The organism is Salirhabdus salicampi (assembly GCF_024259515.1).
GTDB classification, from domain to species: domain Bacteria; phylum Bacillota; class Bacilli; order Bacillales; family Alkalibacillaceae; genus Salirhabdus_A; species Salirhabdus_A salicampi.
Map to the genome: position 1 here is coordinate 792,889 of NZ_JANBWE010000001.1, position 17,315 is coordinate 810,203.

The 17,315-nt window shown below is 37.8% G+C and carries 23 protein-coding genes; 14 read left to right on the forward strand and 9 right to left on the reverse strand.

What is annotated here, in order from left to right:
* The first annotated feature begins 8 nt into the window (after nucleotides 1-8).
* Genes NLW78_RS04125 through NLW78_RS04135 form a run of 3 tightly spaced genes read left to right on the forward strand, consistent with a single transcriptional unit; the run spans nucleotide 9 to nucleotide 668 of the window.
* Complete coding sequence (locus NLW78_RS04125; RefSeq protein WP_254495719.1) at nucleotides 9-230, forward strand: DUF1659 domain-containing protein; 222 nt, start codon at nucleotides 9-11, stop codon at nucleotides 228-230.
* A gap of 32 nt (nucleotides 231-262) precedes the next feature.
* Nucleotides 263-481 (forward strand): DUF2922 domain-containing protein, encoded by a 219-nt coding sequence (locus tag NLW78_RS04130; protein WP_254495720.1) that lies wholly within the window; start codon nucleotides 263-265, stop codon nucleotides 479-481.
* 49 nt (nucleotides 482-530) lie between these two features.
* Nucleotides 531-668, forward strand: coding sequence for a YvrJ family protein (locus NLW78_RS04135; RefSeq protein WP_254495721.1), 138 nt, complete (start codon nucleotides 531-533; stop codon nucleotides 666-668).
* Nucleotides 669-714: 46 nt separating this feature from the next.
* On the opposite strand, the gene lepB is transcribed toward NLW78_RS04135, so the two are convergent.
* Nucleotides 715-1,176, reverse strand: a complete 462-nt coding sequence (lepB, locus tag NLW78_RS04140; RefSeq protein ID WP_254496088.1) for a signal peptidase I — start codon at nucleotides 1,174-1,176, stop codon at nucleotides 715-717.
* A 434-nt stretch (nucleotides 1,177-1,610) separates the two neighbouring features.
* Between lepB and NLW78_RS04145 the strand changes: the two genes are divergently transcribed.
* Together NLW78_RS04145 and NLW78_RS04150 are read left to right on the forward strand one after the other, a co-directional pair.
* Nucleotides 1,611-1,808: an aspartyl-phosphate phosphatase Spo0E family protein gene (locus NLW78_RS04145; protein ID WP_254495722.1), complete on the forward strand. Its 198-nt coding sequence runs from the start codon at nucleotides 1,611-1,613 to the stop codon at nucleotides 1,806-1,808.
* A gap of 38 nt (nucleotides 1,809-1,846) precedes the next feature.
* Nucleotides 1,847-2,023, forward strand: a complete 177-nt coding sequence (locus tag NLW78_RS04150; RefSeq protein WP_254495723.1) for a Spo0E family sporulation regulatory protein-aspartic acid phosphatase — start codon at nucleotides 1,847-1,849, stop codon at nucleotides 2,021-2,023.
* Nucleotides 2,024-2,072: 49 nt separating this feature from the next.
* On the opposite strand, the gene NLW78_RS04155 is transcribed toward NLW78_RS04150, so the two are convergent.
* Nucleotides 2,073-3,236, reverse strand: coding sequence for an aminotransferase A (locus tag NLW78_RS04155; protein ID WP_254495724.1), 1,164 nt, complete (start codon nucleotides 3,234-3,236; stop codon nucleotides 2,073-2,075).
* Nucleotides 3,237-3,341: 105 nt separating this feature from the next.
* The gene (locus tag NLW78_RS04160; protein WP_254495725.1) at nucleotides 3,342-4,073 is read right to left on the reverse strand and encodes a ZIP family metal transporter; all 732 of its coding nucleotides are present in this window, start codon (nucleotides 4,071-4,073) and stop codon (nucleotides 3,342-3,344) included.
* A gap of 168 nt (nucleotides 4,074-4,241) precedes the next feature.
* Between NLW78_RS04160 and NLW78_RS04165 the strand changes: the two genes are divergently transcribed.
* Nucleotides 4,242-4,643: a hypothetical protein gene (locus tag NLW78_RS04165; RefSeq protein WP_254495726.1), complete on the forward strand. Its 402-nt coding sequence runs from the start codon at nucleotides 4,242-4,244 to the stop codon at nucleotides 4,641-4,643.
* 103 nt (nucleotides 4,644-4,746) lie between these two features.
* On the forward strand, nucleotides 4,747-4,980 hold the full coding sequence (locus tag NLW78_RS04170; protein WP_437181942.1) for a hypothetical protein: 234 nt from the start codon (nucleotides 4,747-4,749) through the stop codon (nucleotides 4,978-4,980).
* Nucleotides 4,981-5,023: 43 nt separating this feature from the next.
* On the opposite strand, the gene NLW78_RS04175 is transcribed toward NLW78_RS04170, so the two are convergent.
* The 3 genes from NLW78_RS04175 to NLW78_RS04185 form a co-directional block, all read right to left on the reverse strand.
* A complete protein-coding gene (locus NLW78_RS04175; RefSeq protein ID WP_254495727.1) occupies nucleotides 5,024-5,497 on the reverse strand; it encodes a YkyB family protein in 474 nt (157 codons plus the stop codon).
* Between the two features lie 42 nt (nucleotides 5,498-5,539).
* Entirely contained in the window at nucleotides 5,540-6,130 is a 591-nt protein-coding gene (locus NLW78_RS04180) for an SCO family protein (RefSeq protein WP_254495728.1), read from the reverse strand.
* A 152-nt stretch (nucleotides 6,131-6,282) separates the two neighbouring features.
* Nucleotides 6,283-7,164, reverse strand: coding sequence for a metallophosphoesterase (locus tag NLW78_RS04185; protein ID WP_254495729.1), 882 nt, complete (start codon nucleotides 7,162-7,164; stop codon nucleotides 6,283-6,285).
* A 158-nt stretch (nucleotides 7,165-7,322) separates the two neighbouring features.
* Here NLW78_RS04185 and fadH point away from each other — a divergent pair, with 158 nt between their 5' ends.
* Nucleotides 7,323-8,090 carry a 2,4-dienoyl-CoA reductase gene (gene fadH, locus NLW78_RS04190; RefSeq protein WP_254495730.1) on the forward strand — a complete coding sequence of 256 codons (768 nt, stop codon included), beginning with the start codon at nucleotides 7,323-7,325 and terminating at the stop codon, nucleotides 8,088-8,090.
* A gap of 411 nt (nucleotides 8,091-8,501) precedes the next feature.
* Here the strand turns inward: fadH and NLW78_RS04195 are convergent, their stop codons facing one another.
* A complete protein-coding gene (locus NLW78_RS04195; protein WP_254495731.1) occupies nucleotides 8,502-9,416 on the reverse strand; it encodes a cation diffusion facilitator family transporter in 915 nt (304 codons plus the stop codon).
* A gap of 455 nt (nucleotides 9,417-9,871) precedes the next feature.
* On the opposite strand from NLW78_RS04195, the gene cbpB reads away from it, so the two are divergent.
* The 6 genes from cbpB to NLW78_RS04225 all read left to right on the forward strand — a co-directional run bounded on the left by cbpB (nucleotide 9,872) and on the right by NLW78_RS04225 (nucleotide 15,558).
* Complete coding sequence (gene cbpB / locus NLW78_RS04200; protein WP_254495732.1) at nucleotides 9,872-10,327, forward strand: cyclic-di-AMP-binding protein CbpB; 456 nt, start codon at nucleotides 9,872-9,874, stop codon at nucleotides 10,325-10,327.
* 106 nt (nucleotides 10,328-10,433) lie between these two features.
* A complete protein-coding gene (locus NLW78_RS04205) occupies nucleotides 10,434-11,921 on the forward strand; it encodes an MDR family MFS transporter (RefSeq protein WP_437181943.1) in 1,488 nt (495 codons plus the stop codon).
* A gap of 71 nt (nucleotides 11,922-11,992) precedes the next feature.
* Nucleotides 11,993-12,712 carry a 2,3,4,5-tetrahydropyridine-2,6-dicarboxylate N-acetyltransferase gene (dapD, locus tag NLW78_RS04210; RefSeq protein WP_254495734.1) on the forward strand — a complete coding sequence of 240 codons (720 nt, stop codon included), beginning with the start codon at nucleotides 11,993-11,995 and terminating at the stop codon, nucleotides 12,710-12,712.
* A gap of 64 nt (nucleotides 12,713-12,776) precedes the next feature.
* The gene (locus NLW78_RS04215) at nucleotides 12,777-13,904 is read left to right on the forward strand and encodes an N-acetyldiaminopimelate deacetylase (RefSeq protein ID WP_254495735.1); all 1,128 of its coding nucleotides are present in this window, start codon (nucleotides 12,777-12,779) and stop codon (nucleotides 13,902-13,904) included.
* Nucleotides 13,905-13,964: 60 nt separating this feature from the next.
* Nucleotides 13,965-14,219, forward strand: a complete 255-nt coding sequence (locus NLW78_RS04220) for a YkuS family protein (protein WP_254495736.1) — start codon at nucleotides 13,965-13,967, stop codon at nucleotides 14,217-14,219.
* 58 nt (nucleotides 14,220-14,277) lie between these two features.
* Nucleotides 14,278-15,558: a hemolysin family protein gene (locus NLW78_RS04225; protein ID WP_254495737.1), complete on the forward strand. Its 1,281-nt coding sequence runs from the start codon at nucleotides 14,278-14,280 to the stop codon at nucleotides 15,556-15,558.
* A 5-nt stretch (nucleotides 15,559-15,563) separates the two neighbouring features.
* On the opposite strand, the gene NLW78_RS04230 is transcribed toward NLW78_RS04225, so the two are convergent.
* The gene (locus NLW78_RS04230; protein WP_254495738.1) at nucleotides 15,564-16,100 is read right to left on the reverse strand and encodes a hypothetical protein; all 537 of its coding nucleotides are present in this window, start codon (nucleotides 16,098-16,100) and stop codon (nucleotides 15,564-15,566) included.
* Nucleotides 16,101-16,287: 187 nt separating this feature from the next.
* Complete coding sequence (locus tag NLW78_RS04235) at nucleotides 16,288-17,136, reverse strand: mechanosensitive ion channel family protein (protein ID WP_254495739.1); 849 nt, start codon at nucleotides 17,134-17,136, stop codon at nucleotides 16,288-16,290.
* Between the last annotated feature and the right edge of the window lie 179 nt (nucleotides 17,137-17,315).

Below are 17,315 nucleotides of genomic sequence, written 5' to 3' on the forward strand. Positions count from 1 at the left end.
GATGAATATTGGCTGTAGAAGAGAAAGTCCGTTCCCAATTACAGTTAATATTTGACGAAGGGCTTGATGACAACGGAAATCAAATATTAAGGACAAAAACCTTCCGTAACATTAAACCAGAATCAACTCCCGACCAACTTCATGCAATTGCTGTCGCATTAGAGCCACTACAACAATATTCACTGTACCGAGTTGAACGGAACGACTCATCAGTAATTATTAGTCAGTAATCCGATTCGTCATGTAAGAGAGGGGAAAGAAGATGTCGAAAAGATTGGAATTACGTTTTTTAAACGAAGAGGGGAGAACCGTTACTGTTACACTCGATAACCCAGTAGACCCGGCAGACCCTGATTTAGTCAATCAGGCAATGGATGAACTCATTGCTCAAAATACGTTTACGTCATCAGGCGGTGATCTTATTGAGAAGAGTGGAGCACGTATTGTAGAACGAAATGTATATGAAATTGAGCTTTCATAATGACAAGGGGAGCGGGACAAGCTCCCCTTAACTAATAGGAGGAGATATAATGGGAGACTGGGTTCGATGGATACCTGAGGTAGGGTTTCCTGTCATGGTAACCTTTTATTTGTTACACCGTATTGAGGGGAAACTAGACGTTTTAATTGAATCCATCCACCTTTTACCCGAAAAGATAAGACAGTAAAAAGCGGATTGATTTAGTCTCAATCCGCTTTTTCACTATTCTTTTTTTAACGCGTCCAACCAAACTCGTGAAACGGGTAAATGACTATTTCCGATCTACCGATAATTTCACTTTCTTCAATAAATCCAAGACCATTACGGCTGTCTTTACTGATGGATCGGTTGTCCCCCATCACAAAATAATTCTCTGGAGGTACATCCACTGGTCCATAGTCGGCTGTTGCTTGAATCTCTTCTTCACCTAGGTATAATTGCTCGTCAGGCTCACCATTTATGTAGAGTACATGATCTCGAATTTCAATTGTATCATTTGGTAAACCGATAACTCGTTTTACGTAGTTTTTCGTAGGTCGTTGAATAATGACAATATCTCCACGGTCAGGTTCTGACACAAGGTAAACTGCCTTGTTAAAAATAACACGTTCACCATTCTCCAATGTTGGATACATACTTGCACCTTCCACTACAGAAGTGGCAAACAAAAAAGACCTTATAACGAAGGCGAGCATTAATGCAATGATGATGGCTTTTCCCCATTCCCATATTTCCCTTAACAAGTTTTACCCGTCCTTTCTTGAAACGTACATATACTATCGTACCACAAACATACATTAAAATATTACCTTAACTGTCCAAAATTTAAACATTTTACTGTAAGTTTTGTTGTCATGACATTGTTTATTAAAAGGAGAATGAGGGTATACAGGAAATATGAACGCACTTAGGTGACTGATTCTATCATCCCTAATAGATTCGATGCCACGAAACGACAAAATGTATGTCGAAAAATAGCCCTTTAGTACAGGGAATCACCAATTTTCACACATTTTTCGAAAAATTTTGTCTTATTTTGCGATTCTATTTACTTTTCATAGTCCATTTGTCATAATCAAAAGCGTGTTTTGAAAAACTGGAAAAAGAAAAGATAGGGAGATTGGGGAATATGAGAAGGTCACAGAATACAGCTATAAGCTTAAGTGCACTAAAGGAAGAAATTAGCAGAAAAAGAAAAATTATGGTCAAAACGGCGGGGTGTTATGGCTTAGAAAGTTCCCATACGCTAAAAGTTAGTAGAGAACTAGACGACTTGATTGCTTTGTACTTGAAAAGTAAATTAGAAGAAAAAAAAGCAACACATTGAGAAAGTACTTGCAAGTCCATGATTAGGAGGGGAACTGAGTGGCGTCTAGCCAAAGTTTGGAAAGTCTCTTAATTGAAATCGAATTACTTCGGCGCCAACTAATGGAAGTAGCCACAAAAAAAGGGTTTTCCAACGATGAGTCGGTTCAGATGAGCCAAGAACTTGATCAATTATTAAATCGATATCAACTTTTGGAACGCAACAAGCATAATTAGATATTTGGAAAAAAAACAAAGCAGCGGAAAAAAACGCTGCTTTTTGTGTTTAAACGTTATCTTCTTTTGACAAATATAGTTCAATTCGATCTAATCCTTCTTTTAATGTGTCCATACTATAAGCATATGATAACCTCATATATCCATTTCCATAATGGGAAAAGGCATCCCCAGGTACCAATGCAACTCCTGCATCTTCAACTAACCTTACTCCTAAATCAAAGGATGTACAATTCTGAATTGGAAACTTCGGAAATAAATAAAAAGCACCTTCTGGCTTAATTGTTTCAAGCCCCATATTTACTAATCGATCATATACATAGTTTAATCGTTGTTCGTATGTATCACGCATTTGAATAGGATCATCTTTCCCATTTGTTAAAGCTTCTAACGCTGCTCTTTGGCTAATTGACGTTGGGCAGGAAACATTATACTGATGAACCTTTAACATATGCTTTGCAATATTTTTAGGTGCTAATACGTAGCCAATGCGCCACCCCGTCATGGAGTGAGATTTCGATACGCCTTGTATTACGATTGTTTGCGATCTGACTTCTTCAAATGTTGCGATTGATTTATGGGAGCGACCGTAAGTTAATTCGCTATAAATTTCGTCGGCCATAATAAATAGATCTTTCCCTTTTACATACTGCGCTATGTCATGTAATTCAGCATCTGTTAACCGAACCCCGGTAGGATTCGAAGGATAGGGAAGGACAATACATTTTGTCCGTTCATTTACATATTCTTGTAACTGTTGAACAGTAAGTTTAAATTCCGTTTTCGACGTATCTATAAAAACGGGTTTCGCACCTGCTAAACGGATTAACGGTTCATATGCAGGATAAATCGGTGCAGGTAAAATTACTTCGTCACCAGGTGTTAATAGGGTACGGAAGGTAATATCAATACCTTGTGAAGCGCCAACGGTTGTGATAATTTCGTCGTTTGGATCGTATATAAGGTTATATTTTTCGGCTACAAACTGGCTAATCGCTTTTCTTAACGGCAGCATTCCAGCATTGTGTGTGTATGTTGTAAAGTTTTCATCAATTGCCTTCTTGCCAGCTTCTTTGACGTGGTTCGGTGTATGGAAGTCAGGTTGTCCAATCGTTAAAGAAATAACATCCTGTTTCCCAGCCACTAAATTAAAAAATTTACGAATTCCAGATATTTCGATGTTTTTAACGTTACTATTTAGTAGATGTTCCATCGTTACCCTCCATAATTTGTTTCAATTCATGATATTCCACCATCTGATGTTCCTATTGTAGCAAAAGAAAACAAAAAAGAAATCCACTTGAATAGATCAAGTGGATTATTCAAAATAGTGAATCAATAATACCATAAACAAAATCCCGACAATAAACGAATATGTCGCCTGCCGTTCATATCCATCCCCATGACTTTCGGGAATTAATTCTTTATAAATAATAAATAACATAGCTCCTGCTGCAAAGGCCAATCCGTAAGGCACTAGTGAAGCAAAAATATTTGTTAGCGCAAATCCACCGAGTGCGGTTACGACTTCAATTGCACCTGTTAACGTGGCAATACCAAGGGCGACAAAGCGATTAATGTTTTGATTTACTAGGAAAAGGGCAACTAGAAACCCTTCTGGGGCATTTTGTAAGCCTATCGCCAAGGCAACTAAATTCCCTAGCTGTTCTTCTCCTCCTGCATAACTGACTCCGACAGATAATCCTTCCGGAATGTTATGGAGCGTAATAGCTGCTACAACAAGCATTGCTTTTTGATCAATTTCAATTTTTTTCGAAGCATCTTCCACATGTATATGAGGCATGTTTGTTTCTAATATCGTAAGGACAAGTACACCTAAAAATATTCCAATTGCAAGTTGTATAAAGTTTCCTGATGCTAATGATTCAGGTATTAAACTTAACAAAGAAGCTGCCATCATAATTCCTGCAGCGAAAGCCAGTAAAATATCACGCCATTTATGCGTAACATTTTTCATAAATAAAATTGGCAGTGCACCCAACCCTGTTGCAAGGGCTGACAATGTACTTCCGAGTAAAACTGATGTCATTCTGCATCACCTTTGTCGTTAAATCATTTTGTAATAAAAGTCTACATTACATGATTATACGGTAAAATTTCAATTTTGCGATGCATTCAACTTGTATTTTTTAAAAAAGGTTTAAAAAAGAACAAAAATGCCGACCATATTAGTAATATGTGGAAGGAGGTTTGTTCTATGGCTAATTCAGAGGTATTAGGATGGTTTATCGATACAGGTAAACTTGGTCCCTTAGGTATTACGGCTGATATGGTGCATTTTGTCATCGGACTTTTTTCGATTATTTTCTTATATTACTTATTACATCCGGTTATTCGTTGGTTAATGCACGTGAATTGGGGCAAAGTGCTTACATACTGGATTTGTGGAATCATTATGTTATTAGGGATGACTTTTTTGGAATTGTATCAGGGAGTTCATAATACCGGAGTGATGCAATTTTCTGATATGACGAGTGGACTATTGTCAGTATTAGCTTTTGGTTTACTATTAGGGTTAACACACTTGATTTCATCACTCATTAAATATTTGAAAAGCCGTCAAAAACGAAATACATATCAACCCCATAAGAACATGTGATGTCAGTTGGAAGGTATATTTCCTATATGAAATTTCCCAGCATGCAAATTCAATTATGGTAAAATAATTATGAATACTGCAATTAACGTAAGGGGGAAATTTGATGATGATGGAGGGAAGTATGCTTTCTGTTTTTGGTGCATTAAGTGCGTTTCTTATATATATTTTACTTTTTGGTCTTGTACTCATCGTATTAAACATTATTACAAGTATTTGGGCATATAAAGATGCAATCAAAAAAGGGAACAGTAAAGAATATGCGATTGTTGTCTTAATTGGGACGTTGTTTTTTCCTGTCATTGGTCTCATTATATACCTTATCATTCGAAATGACTAAGTTATTGTTTGAAATAACAAAAACCTCACTTTTGTGAGGTTTTTTATAAGAAGCGACCATATTTATCTCTCATTTGAAGGCGTGGACGTCGTGTTGAGCCGAATGGTTGGATCGTAGAGGTTGTCCGCTGATGTTTCCGCAATGGTTTCTCCCATCCTAGATAATCGTATAAAACGAGTTTTGCTCGCTTTAAAGATAGCTGCGGTTTCGGGTTGCGATATGATCCGTCAATATGCCCTAAGTGTTGAACACTTTTCATATCTTCTTTTGAAGGAGGAATATGAAAAGAATAATCTCCAACTTGGATGAGAAGAGTGGAGTGTTGTTGGCTAAACTTCGGATGGTTTGAATAATGGAGTCCAACCTTTTCAGCTTTATGTTCTTCTAAAAGTTTTTGTATAGCATTCTTTTTTAGGTCATATAAGTGCCGGGGATCAGGAGCTGCTTTAGCGTGTCGGTTGACAACAGATAAAGCTTCAGCAATTTGTTGCGGGGAAGGTTTTTTTCCTTTCGTCATGAGTATTCTCCTTTGATGATCGGGAGATAAGCCTCCCGTTATTTATTGTAAGTAATCTTTTAGATCTGCCATTAATGTTTGCATAGATGATGCGTCGGTACCCTTATAACGCTTAATTGCCTTACCATCAGGGGTGACGATAAAAAAGCTAGTGCCGTGATTGACTTGATCATGTCCGTCTACCTTTGAGACTAATGTTTTGAAGGAGTCAGCGGCGAAACTCTCAATTTCCTCTTGGCTGTATCCTGTTAAGAAATGCCAATTTGAATAATCTGGATTGTATTGGTCAGCAAATTCTTTTAATGTGTCCGGATCATCTACCTCAGGGTCAACAGAAAACGATACGAATGAAACTTCATCATGCAAATCTTCTTCAATGATTTGTTGCTGTAGTCTAGCCATATGACCTGTCATAGGTGGACAGATGGTGTCACAGTTAGTAAAAATGAAGTTCGCTACCCAAAAGTTACCCTCTAAATCTTCTAATGAAACCTCTTTTTTATCTTGGTTGATGTATGAAAATGAGTTGATTTTGTAGGAAAAATCACCTTCATAAGATTTTGTGCTATTCTCACCGCACGCTGCTAATATAAGTATAAAACTAAATGCAAGTAGCTTAAACACTGTTTTCATTCCAAAAAGACCTCCTATATATCTTTCTACGCCTATTTTACCACGTTGATGAAGGGTGGTTTTCAGATTATTTGACAATTTTATTACTCATTATACATAAACCATATTATAAAAGGTAGAGATCATAGTGGCCTCTCTACCTAAACTGTAATTTAGCTTTGGTTAGATTGTAACGTATAAACATTAAACTCGGGTTTACATAGGAACCGATATGGTAATCGGGTTGTACCAACACCTCTTGTGATAAATAGTTGCAGCGGATATTGACCGATTGTATATTGGCGATCCACGTACTTCCTTGCAAAAGGTGGGGAATATAAATGACCATAAAACGGAATTCGTACTTGACCACCATGGCTATGACCAGATAACTGTAAGTCAATTGGATGTTGAACAGTATGATCTGCATAATCTGGTTCGTGACATAATAAAAGTGTAAAGGTATTAAGATTTATATCTGCAAATGTTTTATTCAAATCGGGTTTGCCTAAGATGACATCGTCTAATCCAGCTATGTTGATTTTACTGTTTCCGATTTGTATTTCCGACGATTCATTTTGTAATAGTTGAAAGTCGCTTTCTTCCATTAATTTAGCAATTGTTTCAGTTCCGTAGCCACCATGATCGTGGTTTCCATATATCCAAAATTTTCCGTAGGGACCACTAATTTTAGTTAGGACATTCACAATTCGTCGAAACTCACTATGCAGTAGTTGCATAGGATTGTCTACAAGGTCTCCCGAGAACAAAACAATATGCGGTTTTTCTGCATTTATTTCTTTCACCAAATGTTCAAGCTGGTCAATATCATAATGAAATCCAATATGTGTGTCTCCAAATTGAACAATTTTCACATTATGAAAATCAGCGGGGATGCTATCAGATTGAATGCTATCCCGCTGTATATGTATCATTGCAGGCTCCAAATGTTTTGCGTAGTAATAGGTGCCTCCGCCAATACCAAAAAGTCCGAATAAGCTGGTTGTCATACGTTTTATAAAAGAGCGCCTAGTGAGCGTGTTCTTCTCAACCATTTGTCATCTTCCATCCTTCGTTTCTCCTGTCATATGCGTATCCCATTATAACACGCCATATATATAATTGAACTTTTTTCTAAGTGAAGGAGGGAAGGGATTTTTTTGTGTGATATGGAATAGAATGGTAACTGGTTTTAAGAAGGGGTGAGGAGAAAGTGAAGAACAGTGTTGTGATCGTAACTGGTGGATCAAGCGGAATGGGAAAATTCATGGCGGATCGATTTCTACAAGAAGGTCGTCAAGTTGTTATAACTGGTCGTGATGAAAAGAAGCTAGAAAAGGCAAGAGAGGAACTGCAACAGCAAACTGGTGGTAACGTACTTTCCATAACGATGGATGTACGAAGTTATGAAGATGTTCAGCGGATGGTCAGGGAGACAGTCGATACATTTGGGAGAATCGACAGTTTAGTCAACAATGCAGCTGGTAACTTTATCGTTCCGACTGAAAATTTGTCAGTTAATGGCTGGAAGGCTGTCGTAGACATCGTATTAAATGGAACCTTTTATTGTAGTCGAGAAGTAGGAAAATATTGGATTAAACATAAAATCAAAGGCTCCATCTTAAACATGGTTGCAACGTATGCTTGGAATGCTGGTGTAGGAGTCGCTCATTCGGCCGCGGCCAAAGCGGGTGTTTTATCTTTAACCCGAACATTAGCGGTTGAGTGGGGGAGAAAATATGGGATACGGGTGAATGCCATTGCACCTGGTCCAATAGATCGAACAGGAGGGGCCGAGCGGTTATGGGAATCTGAGGAAGCAGCAAAAAGAACGGTCGGTTCAGTCCCACTACAACGTCTCGGTCAACCTGAGGAGGTTGCAAGCTTGGCCAACTTTATTCTTTCCAACGAAGCATCTTATATGAATGGGGAAGTCGTAACTTTAGACGGAGGTCAATGGTTAAATGAATATCCATTTTAAGCGTAAGTACTTCTTTACGAAGTAAAACAGGATTGGAAAAATGAATAACAGTTCCCGATAACCTGCCTGCATAACGATACATAAATCCCCGCATATATAAGACGGATTCAACAGTGTTCTTTTTAAAAAAGTTCCCAAACGAGAAACGCGTTAGTCTAACGTCCATGGAGGGATCTGTGGACAATTGTATGGAGAGAAACATAATGAACTTCGCAAACCCATATATTAAAACAACAAAAAGGTTATAAATTGATACCGAAAATAATATAAGTGTAAATATGTTTCAAGCAGGTACCTATAGCATGAATGAGTGGGGAATTTTTTCTTGATGTTCAAAATAGCATGTGTCATAAAAATGGATTCGCCCCGTTGATTGATAGTGGGGCGATTCTTTTGATTTCTTATATCGTGTCAGTGACATCGGTCCTGGTGATGGATATGGTAAGCTTGTTTGCCAACGACTTGTATAGTTGAGTGGGAAATGTGGAATTTATCTTTTAACATTTCCTTTGTTTCTTCAAGCAATTTATCTCGATCAATATCATCCGTAACGACAAGATGGCAGCTCATAGCCGGGAAATCGGAAGTAATGGACCATATGTGCATGTCATAAACGGCACAAACGCCGGGAAGACATTGTAATTCGTCTTTTAGCTTGTCATATGATATATGTTGGGGCTTACCTTCCATAAGAACGTGTATCGATGCGAAGAAAACACGAATGCCACTTACAAATACAAGAACGGCTACAATCATGCTTGCAATTGGGTCTGCAATATTCCAATTAAAAAAGTAAATCAGCAGACCTGCTGTAATAGCACCGACCGAGCCTAGGAGGTCCCCTAATACATGAAGAAACGCACTACGAAGATTTAAGTTATCCTTCGTATCTCCCTTCATTAATATCCAGGCAACAATAATATTGACGACTAGTCCAGTCGTTGCAATGTATAACATCGCCGGACTGACTTGTGGAGGAGCGAAAAACCTATGAAGTGCTTCATAAACAATATAAACAGAAATAAGAAGTAGTGTTAATCCATTAAAAAAAGCAGCTAAGATTTCAAATCGCCGATACCCATAGGTTTTGGCAGCAGACGTACCTTTTTGACCAATGCTCATTGCAAATAGACTTAATCCTAACGCAAAGGCATCACTAAACATATGACCTGCATCTGAAAGAAGGGCTAAACTGTTTGTCAATAATCCGCCGATTGCTTCAATTATCATAAAACTAAAAATAAATATAAAGCTCCACTTTAACGCTGTTTTATTGTTTGTGTGGTGATGATGGTGTCCGTGATGGTGACTATGATCGTGGCCCATAAGGTTTCTCCTTTCCATTCATAATCTGTCTATGTAGGTGCGGGCCTATAATATTTACGATTGATACGAAGCATATATTGTGCAGGAGTAATATCTAAAAGAACGTTGTTTATTAACCTCAAGGACAGTTCACTCATATTTTATAATATAAGAATGTAATGATAAGAAGGTGACATAAATGTTTTACTATTGTGCCCATTGTTGTATTGTTACAAGGTATCCCCAAAGCTGTCCACTTTGTCATAAAAAATCATTAAGTCCTATAGAAATAAATGTGCAGCATCAACTTTCCGACAAAATGAAAAGTGATAACCGGTATTAATATTATCGGTTTCTTCAGCCTTCTTTACCATGCCATAAATGGGAAAGTAGTCTATTGATAACCATATATGTTAAAATATTGTTGTGAACGTATTTGTTGCGTTTTACTCCTGTGCGAAAAAGGAGTGACAGAGATGTTAGACTTACAAAGCACAGAATTACAAAAACTTAAAGTAGAAGATTTAATGATACCTGCTGAAAAGGTAGCCCATGTACAAAGTCTAAACCCATTGGAACACGCTTTGTTAGTATTAGTAAAAACAGGCTACTCTGCTGTACCTGTTATAAGTGGAAACTTTCAGTTTGAAGGTATCGTAAGTAAAACAATGATTATTGATAGCATTTTAGGAATTGAGCGATTTGAAGTCGAAAAGTTGTCTCAACATACGGTAAAAGATGTTATGGAAAAGAATATCCCAACATTAAAGCGGGATGATGATTTTTTAAAAGGTTTAAAACTGGTTATTAACCATCCATTTGTTTGCGTTGTTGGAGAAAATGGTACGTTCGATGGTATTTTAACTCGACGAGTAATTTTAAAACGTTTTAACCGGTATGTACATGAGAATAAACAAATCAGTTCAAGCTAAAATTGTTGGCAGTTATGCCAACAATTTTTTCTCATTTCAAGTGAATTCCATATAAAAATTGCACAGGAGAAGAGATAAACAAATTCATATAGCAAGGGGAACGATGATGGAGAATAGGAAAGTACAAAAAAAGACTCGACGTCCTTTTGTATTGGCAGCAATTATGGTTGGGATGTTTTTAGCTGCAATAGAAGCGACCATCGTTTCTACAGCCATGCCGACGATCGCTTCAGAGTTAGGTGGATTTTCCTCTTATAGTTGGGTTTTTTCTGCATATTTATTAACAAATGCTGGAACAGTCTTAATTTTTGGGAAGCTGTCCGATATATTCGGGAGGAAACCAATTTACATTATCGGTGTTTGTGTTTTTTTAGCAGGGTCTACTGCATGTGCTATGGCAGACTCGATGGAAATGTTAGTGGCAGCACGCTTTTTTCAGGGGATAGGTGCCGGAGCGTTAATGCCGATTGCGACAACCATTGTTGGAGATATATACACAAAAGAGGAGAGGGCTAAAATACAGGGTTATTTATCCAGTGTATGGGGGATCTCTGCCGTATCTGGCCCCGTTCTTGGAGGCTTTTTTGTAGATGTCTTAAGTTGGCATTACGTATTCTTGATGAATATTCCATTAGGGTTACTGGCCATTATTGGGATTGTATTTTTCTTTCATGAACAGATTGAAAAAGAAAAACGACATATTGATTACATTGGTTCGGTACTCATGGTCGTTTCTATTAGTTCCCTCGTCATGATATTGGTTGAAGGTGGAGTAAGTATTCCGTGGAACTCGCCTATTATGTACGGCCTTATTTTTATATTCATTACAGGCCTAACCTCCTTTTTTATTCAAGAAAAGCGGGCGTTAAATCCGATGATGCCCTTTCATATTTGGAAATATCGAACGATCCTATTCGCCAACTTAACTTCATTCACAACAGGTATGATTTTAATCGGTATGGCTAGTTATTTACCAGCTTTTGTCCAAGGAGTGATGGAACGCTCCGCGACGGTTGCAGGTTTCACATTAACGACTCTTTCCATTGGTTGGCCAATCGCTGCTACGCTAGCCGGCAGATTATATATGAAAATCGGATTTCGAACAACGGCATTATTAGGTGGCTTATCATTAATGATAGGTGGGCTTTTCTTTCTTACATTAACTCCAGAAAAAGGACCGATATGGGCTGGTACGGGCTCATTTTTTATCGGAATCGGGATGGGGCTATCAACAACTTCATTCATCGTTTCCATCCAAACGACTGTTGGTTGGAAACTTAGAGGGATCGCTACAGCGACAAATATGTTCATGCGTACGATGGGTAGTGCCATAGGTGCAGCACTATTAGGTGGTTTATTAAATAAGCAAATTTTACAATCAATTGAAACACATCAATTAGAGGAAACGGTATCTGTAGACTCCACCAATATTTTAATGGATGCCGAGCGGAGAGAAAGTTTACATGATAATGTACGCCAAGTCTTACAGAATGCGTTAGCAGACGGTTTACACGTTGTTTACATTGGGTTATTTATTTTAGCAATTATTAGTTTTCTCCTGATTACCCAACTTCCGAAAAAAGAGGAAACATAATTTTACTTGTCTAAATAACGAGGATTTTGGTACAGTAAAGGAAACAATGAAGAAGAGGTGAAGTAGCAATCATGAAAATGATGGATGCAAACGAAATTATTCAATTTATATCAAACAGTAAAAAATCAACACCTGTAAAGGTATACGTTAAAGGACAAGATTTGAAAGGGCTAGACTTTGGCAATGTTCAAGCTTTTGTTGAAGACAATAGCGGTGTCCTTTTCGGTGAATGGAAAGAGGTAAAAGAAGCTTTAGATGTACATAAAGGTTCCATTGAAGACTATGTAGTCGAAAATGACCGTCGTAATTCAGCTATTCCATTATTAGATTTAAAAGGGATTAATGCACGAATTGAGCCTGGCGCTATAATTCGTGACCAAGTAGAAATCGGCGATGGTGCAGTTATTATGCTTGGTGCTAGCATTAACATTGGTGCTGTTGTAGGCGAAGGTACTATGATTGATATGAATGCTGTGTTAGGTGGACGCGCAACAGTAGGGAAAAATTGTCACGTTGGTGCAGGTGCAGTTTTAGCAGGTGTAATTGAACCACCAAGTGCTAAGCCGGTAATCGTAGAGGATGATGTTGTTATCGGTGCTAATGCGGTTATTTTAGAAGGAGTTACAGTAGGTAAAGGAGCCGTTGTTGCAGCTGGGGCAATCGTTACCGAAGATGTACCACCAAATACAGTAGTTGCAGGTACTCCAGCTAAAGTAATTAAAGAAATTGATGAACAAACGCGATCAAAAACTGAAATCAAACAAGAGCTTCGTAAACTAGATGAAGAATAAGTAGAAAGCAGGAGCTAATCACTCCTGCTTTTTCTCTATACTTTGGACCGGGGTGATTAAAACGATGGAACGAAAACAGTTACAGACTATTCGTAGGGACTTACATCAAATACCTGAATTAGGCTTTCAAGAACATAAAACGCATGCCTATTTGATGCAATTTATAAACAGTCTTCCTCAACAACATATAAAAGTAGAAACATGGAAAACAGGAATCTTTGTTAAATTAGAAGGAACTGAAGGGGAGAAAACAATCGGATATCGGGCAGATATTGATGGATTGCCGATTAAGGAAGAAACCGGTCTTCCATTCTCTTCAACAATCGAGGGGAATATGCATGCCTGCGGGCATGATTTTCATATGACGATTGCGTTAGGTGCATTAAAATCTTTGACTGAAAGACGACCAAAACATAACGTCTTATTTATTTTCCAACCTGCCGAAGAAGGGCCAGGTGGCGCATTACCGATGTTACAAACGGACACAATGAAAAAATGGCGCCCTGATACAGTATTTGCTCTTCATATTGCACCTGAACTGCCAGTAGGTACCGTATCATCAAAAGAAGGGTTATTGTTTGCAAATACTAGTGAATTATTTATTGATTTTCACGGTAAAGGTGGTCATGCAGCATACCCGCATAAGACAAAAGATATGGTCGTCGCAGCGAGCCAATTTGTTGTAGATATTCAACAAATTATTGCACGGATGATTGATCCTCTAGATTCAGCAGTTATAACCGTTGGCAAAATGGAAGGTGGATTTGTTCAAAATGTAATTGCTGAACATGCTCGTTTAGAAGGAACAATTCGAACGTTAACACCTGAAGCAATGACTTTTATTAAAGAAAAAATCGAAAAGTATATAGAAGCGATTGAACTCCGTTATGATTGTCAAGGAACTGTGGATTACGGCTCGAATTATTATCAAGTATATAATGACCGTACGTATGTAGACCAATTTTCATCAACCCTATCTAACGTTGGGGTTCGATTTGTAGAAGCACCTACAGCGATGACTGGTGAAGATTTTGGTTACATGTTGAAAGAAATACCTGGTTTTATGTTTTGGTTAGGTGTTAATTCTGATTTCGGTCTACATAACGGCCGGTTAAACCCTAAGGAAGAAGCATTAGAAGTAGGGGTGAAAGTCGTTACCGAAATGATTCATCAACTCACTGTCCATGACTGAATAGATTTACATCTGTAGGGTAGAATAGGGGAGACAATAATCAATACAGGAGGAATTGTCATGAACCGCATTGGTGTTGAGCAATCATTAACAGATGTAAAACAAGCTCTACAAGAAAAGGGTTACGATGTTGTTGATCTTGAACGTATGGAGGATGCAGCAAATTGTGAATGTTGTGTAGTAACTGGCTTAGATCAAAATGTGATGGGGATGACAGCGGATGTACCAGGTGGAGCAGTTATTCAAGCGAAAGGTTTAACAGCAGAAGATGTCATCCATGAAGTAGAAGAACGATTAGAGCAGCAAGGATCATAAAAGCAGCGGAAAGCTGCTTTTTTTCTCATCATAAAGACATATATAGGGGAGAAAGGCTATGATCGGTTTCAACATGTTTATGGTAGTCGTTCTACTTGTGTTAACTGCATTTTTTGTTGCAAGTGAATTTGCGATTGTAAAGGTGAGGAAAAGTCAGTTAAATATGTTGTTGGAAGAAGGTCATCCCAAGGCAAAGATGGCCTTACACGTCGTAGATCATTTAGATGATTATTTGTCTGCATGCCAGCTCGGGATTACAGTGACAGCGTTAGGATTAGGATGGCTTGGTGAGCCGACGTTCCATCATTTGCTATACCCTTTGTTTCACATGGCGGAAATACCAGAGACGGTCGCCCATACAATATCCTTTTTAATTGCATTTTTGTTTGTAACTTTTTTACATGTTGTCTTAGGTGAGCTTGCTCCGAAAACAGTAGCTATTCAAAGGGCAGAGGCCATTACGCTTCGTTTTGCACGACCATTAATATGGTTTCACCGCATAATGTTTCCTTTCATATGGCTTTTAAATGGCTCAGGTAACTTAGTTGTCCGGATGTTCGGCTTTAAATCGGCTAACGAGCAAGAAGAAGCTCATAGCGAGGAAGAATTGCGGCATATTTTATCGGAAAGCTTTCAAAAAGGGGAAATTAATCGCTCTGAGTATGAGTATGTAGACCGGATTTTTAAGTTTGATAATCGTACAGCAAAAGAGATTATGATTCCAAGAACAGACATGGCCGTTGTTGATATTGAGGACTCTTTACAGTCCATCATCGCCCAAATGAAAAGCGAAAGATATACGAGGTATCCCGTTGTGCAAGGGGATCGGGATCATGTCATTGGTATGATTCATATTAAGGAAATATTTATAGATGGAATGAAAATCGAATCGATAAAACCTTTTATCCGTCCTGTGATGAAAGTGTTTGAAAATATCCCTATACATGAACTCCTTGTCAAATTACAAAGAGAGCGTACACAACTAGCCATACTAATGGATGAATACGGTGGCACATCAGGGCTTGTTACATTAGAGGATATTTTAGAGGAGATCGTAGGAGAAATTCGTGACGAATTCGACCACGAAGAACAGCTTCCATATAAAAAAGTAAATGAAGAACATTACGTTGTTGATGGAAAAATGTCGATTCAAGATTTAAATGAACTCATTGATATTGAATTGGACAATCATGAAATTGATACAATTTCTGGTTGGATATATACGCAAGATATTGATGCGAAAGAGGGGACAACAGTACATTATGGAGATTTTCGTTTTACTGTGGTAAACAAAGAAGGAGGGCAAATTAAACAAATCGAAGTTCGCCGGGATGATTAATGAAATCATTTGTCAATTGATTCGTTACCATCTTTTAGATCGTGGATTTTCTCTCGTGCCTGCTCGTCACTTTTATCTCCTGTTATTTCTGTATATTGGTCTGATCTTTTCGCAATACCTTCGATTACATGATTGTTAACCTGTTCAGTCATCCTTTCTATGAAGGTAATGTCCTTGCTTAATAATTGTTCTGCAATATATATTTTAGCCATTTCATAATAACGTTTAGCTTCCTCATTCGTTTGGGCACTCATAAGTTGGTTTTTCAATTTATGATATGTTTGATGTTTTATGAAAAACTGTCGTAATGAATTTGGATAATCATCACTATCCTGAACCAGTTTACCTAACGGAGGTTGTTGATATTGAGTTTGTCGCTTTTCATGTTCATATCGGGCGAATGCAAGCTTTTGTAATAGTTGATAGGAAGTTTGCATCGCGCTTAATTCTTTTGTAGATTTACATTTTTTTATTCGTTTTCGTAGTAAATGAAGTGTTTGATATTCCTCCTTCGTTAAATATTTCGATAATGTAAATTTCATAACCTTCCCCCCTAGAGTCTATAATCTATGAACCACAGTTTTCTATCATTATTATACTTCAGTGTTCCGTAATGGTACCTATGAAATAACCTATTTTTATACCCATTTCATCTATTAAGTATCCCTCACGAGCGTTTGCAAAAAAAAAGCGTGTAAAATAGATAATTCAACTTTACACGCTTGCGAATTATTTGCTTTCTGACTTTTGTTGAATGAGTACACGGTGTGGGAAAGGTATCTCAATCCCTGCTTGATCTAGTGCTTCTTTTAGCTTTTGTCTTAGTGCCCGTTCTACGCTCCATTGTTCCATGCTTACGGTTTTTGCTATTACACGAATGACTACATCAGATGACCCGAGAGATTGTACCCCTAATACGTCCGGTCCTTCTTCAATTCGTTCATCGCTGGCCGCAAACTCTTCGCAAACACGTTTTAACACTTTGACAGCTTCATCAATATTTTCACCGTAGGCGATACCTATATCTACTAGTGCTCTCATCGTTCCTCGAGAATGATTACTCACATTAGATATGTCTCGATTTGGAATATAATGTAGTGTGCCATCAAAATCACGTAGCTTTAACGTTTTAAGCCCTATTTCTTCAACAATTCCTGAAAGGCCTGCTACAGATATATAATCATCTACATCAATTTGACGTTCCAATAATATGAAAAAACCTGTAACGACATCACTTACAAGACCTTGCGCCCCAAACCCGATGGCTAGCCCAAGTATTCCTGCACCGGCTAATAGCGGTCCAATAGGGATTTGTAAAATGCTTAAAACGGTAACAATCATCATGAAAAATAAAACATAAGAATACGTGCTTAGCATTAATTTTTCTAATGTCTTTGCTCTTCCTTCAGACAATTTTTGTTGTTCCGTCATCTTTGTCATCGACGTTGTAATGATTTTTCTTCCTAATGGTTTGGCAATAGCGTATGCAATTAATATGAGAATGATTTTAAGACTAACAGCGAAAAACTGTTGGATTAATGAGTCGAAGTCAATGTTTAAATTTGCGAAAAATTCCATTCTATTTTGTTCTCCTCCTAATGCTCATTTCCAATATGTACGGTATTTGTTATTCCACGAATTGGCAACCGTTAATCATATTCTCTATATTTTAACTGAAAATGGTTGTGAAAAAAATGAATTCTATTAGACGTAATGCCCATAATACGGTATAAAATTGGTAAGATTTGTACAGATTA

What these genes read in the sequence shown, in the direction of transcription:
- NLW78_RS04130 (WP_254495720.1), top strand. Translation starts at nt 263, where the DNA reads ATGTCGAAAAGATTGGAATTACGTTTTTTAAACGAAGAGGGGAGAACC.
- NLW78_RS04135 (WP_254495721.1), top strand. Translation starts at nt 531, where the DNA reads ATGGGAGACTGGGTTCGATGGATACCTGAGGTAGGGTTTCCTGTCATG.
- lepB (WP_254496088.1), bottom strand. Translation starts at nt 1,176, where the DNA reads ATGCTCGCCTTCGTTATAAGGTCTTTTTTGTTTGCCACTTCTGTAGTG.
- NLW78_RS04145 (WP_254495722.1), top strand. Translation starts at nt 1,611, where the DNA reads ATGAGAAGGTCACAGAATACAGCTATAAGCTTAAGTGCACTAAAGGAA.
- NLW78_RS04155 (WP_254495724.1), bottom strand. Translation starts at nt 3,236, where the DNA reads ATGGAACATCTACTAAATAGTAACGTTAAAAACATCGAAATATCTGGA.
- NLW78_RS04160 (WP_254495725.1), bottom strand. Translation starts at nt 4,073, where the DNA reads ATGACATCAGTTTTACTCGGAAGTACATTGTCAGCCCTTGCAACAGGG.
- NLW78_RS04165 (WP_254495726.1), top strand. Translation starts at nt 4,242, where the DNA reads ATGGCTAATTCAGAGGTATTAGGATGGTTTATCGATACAGGTAAACTT.
- NLW78_RS04170 (WP_437181942.1), top strand. Translation starts at nt 4,747, where the DNA reads ATGATGATGGAGGGAAGTATGCTTTCTGTTTTTGGTGCATTAAGTGCG.
- NLW78_RS04175 (WP_254495727.1), bottom strand. Translation starts at nt 5,497, where the DNA reads ATGACGAAAGGAAAAAAACCTTCCCCGCAACAAATTGCTGAAGCTTTA.
- NLW78_RS04180 (WP_254495728.1), bottom strand. Translation starts at nt 6,130, where the DNA reads ATGAAAACAGTGTTTAAGCTACTTGCATTTAGTTTTATACTTATATTA.
- NLW78_RS04185 (WP_254495729.1), bottom strand. Translation starts at nt 7,164, where the DNA reads ATGGTTGAGAAGAACACGCTCACTAGGCGCTCTTTTATAAAACGTATG.
- NLW78_RS04195 (WP_254495731.1), bottom strand. Translation starts at nt 9,416, where the DNA reads ATGGGCCACGATCATAGTCACCATCACGGACACCATCATCACCACACA.
- cbpB (WP_254495732.1), top strand. Translation starts at nt 9,872, where the DNA reads ATGTTAGACTTACAAAGCACAGAATTACAAAAACTTAAAGTAGAAGAT.
- NLW78_RS04205 (WP_437181943.1), top strand. Translation starts at nt 10,434, where the DNA reads ATGGAGAATAGGAAAGTACAAAAAAAGACTCGACGTCCTTTTGTATTG.
- dapD (WP_254495734.1), top strand. Translation starts at nt 11,993, where the DNA reads ATGAAAATGATGGATGCAAACGAAATTATTCAATTTATATCAAACAGT.
- NLW78_RS04215 (WP_254495735.1), top strand. Translation starts at nt 12,777, where the DNA reads ATGGAACGAAAACAGTTACAGACTATTCGTAGGGACTTACATCAAATA.
- NLW78_RS04220 (WP_254495736.1), top strand. Translation starts at nt 13,965, where the DNA reads ATGAACCGCATTGGTGTTGAGCAATCATTAACAGATGTAAAACAAGCT.
- NLW78_RS04225 (WP_254495737.1), top strand. Translation starts at nt 14,278, where the DNA reads ATGATCGGTTTCAACATGTTTATGGTAGTCGTTCTACTTGTGTTAACT.
- NLW78_RS04230 (WP_254495738.1), bottom strand. Translation starts at nt 16,100, where the DNA reads ATGAAATTTACATTATCGAAATATTTAACGAAGGAGGAATATCAAACA.
- NLW78_RS04235 (WP_254495739.1), bottom strand. Translation starts at nt 17,136, where the DNA reads ATGGAATTTTTCGCAAATTTAAACATTGACTTCGACTCATTAATCCAA.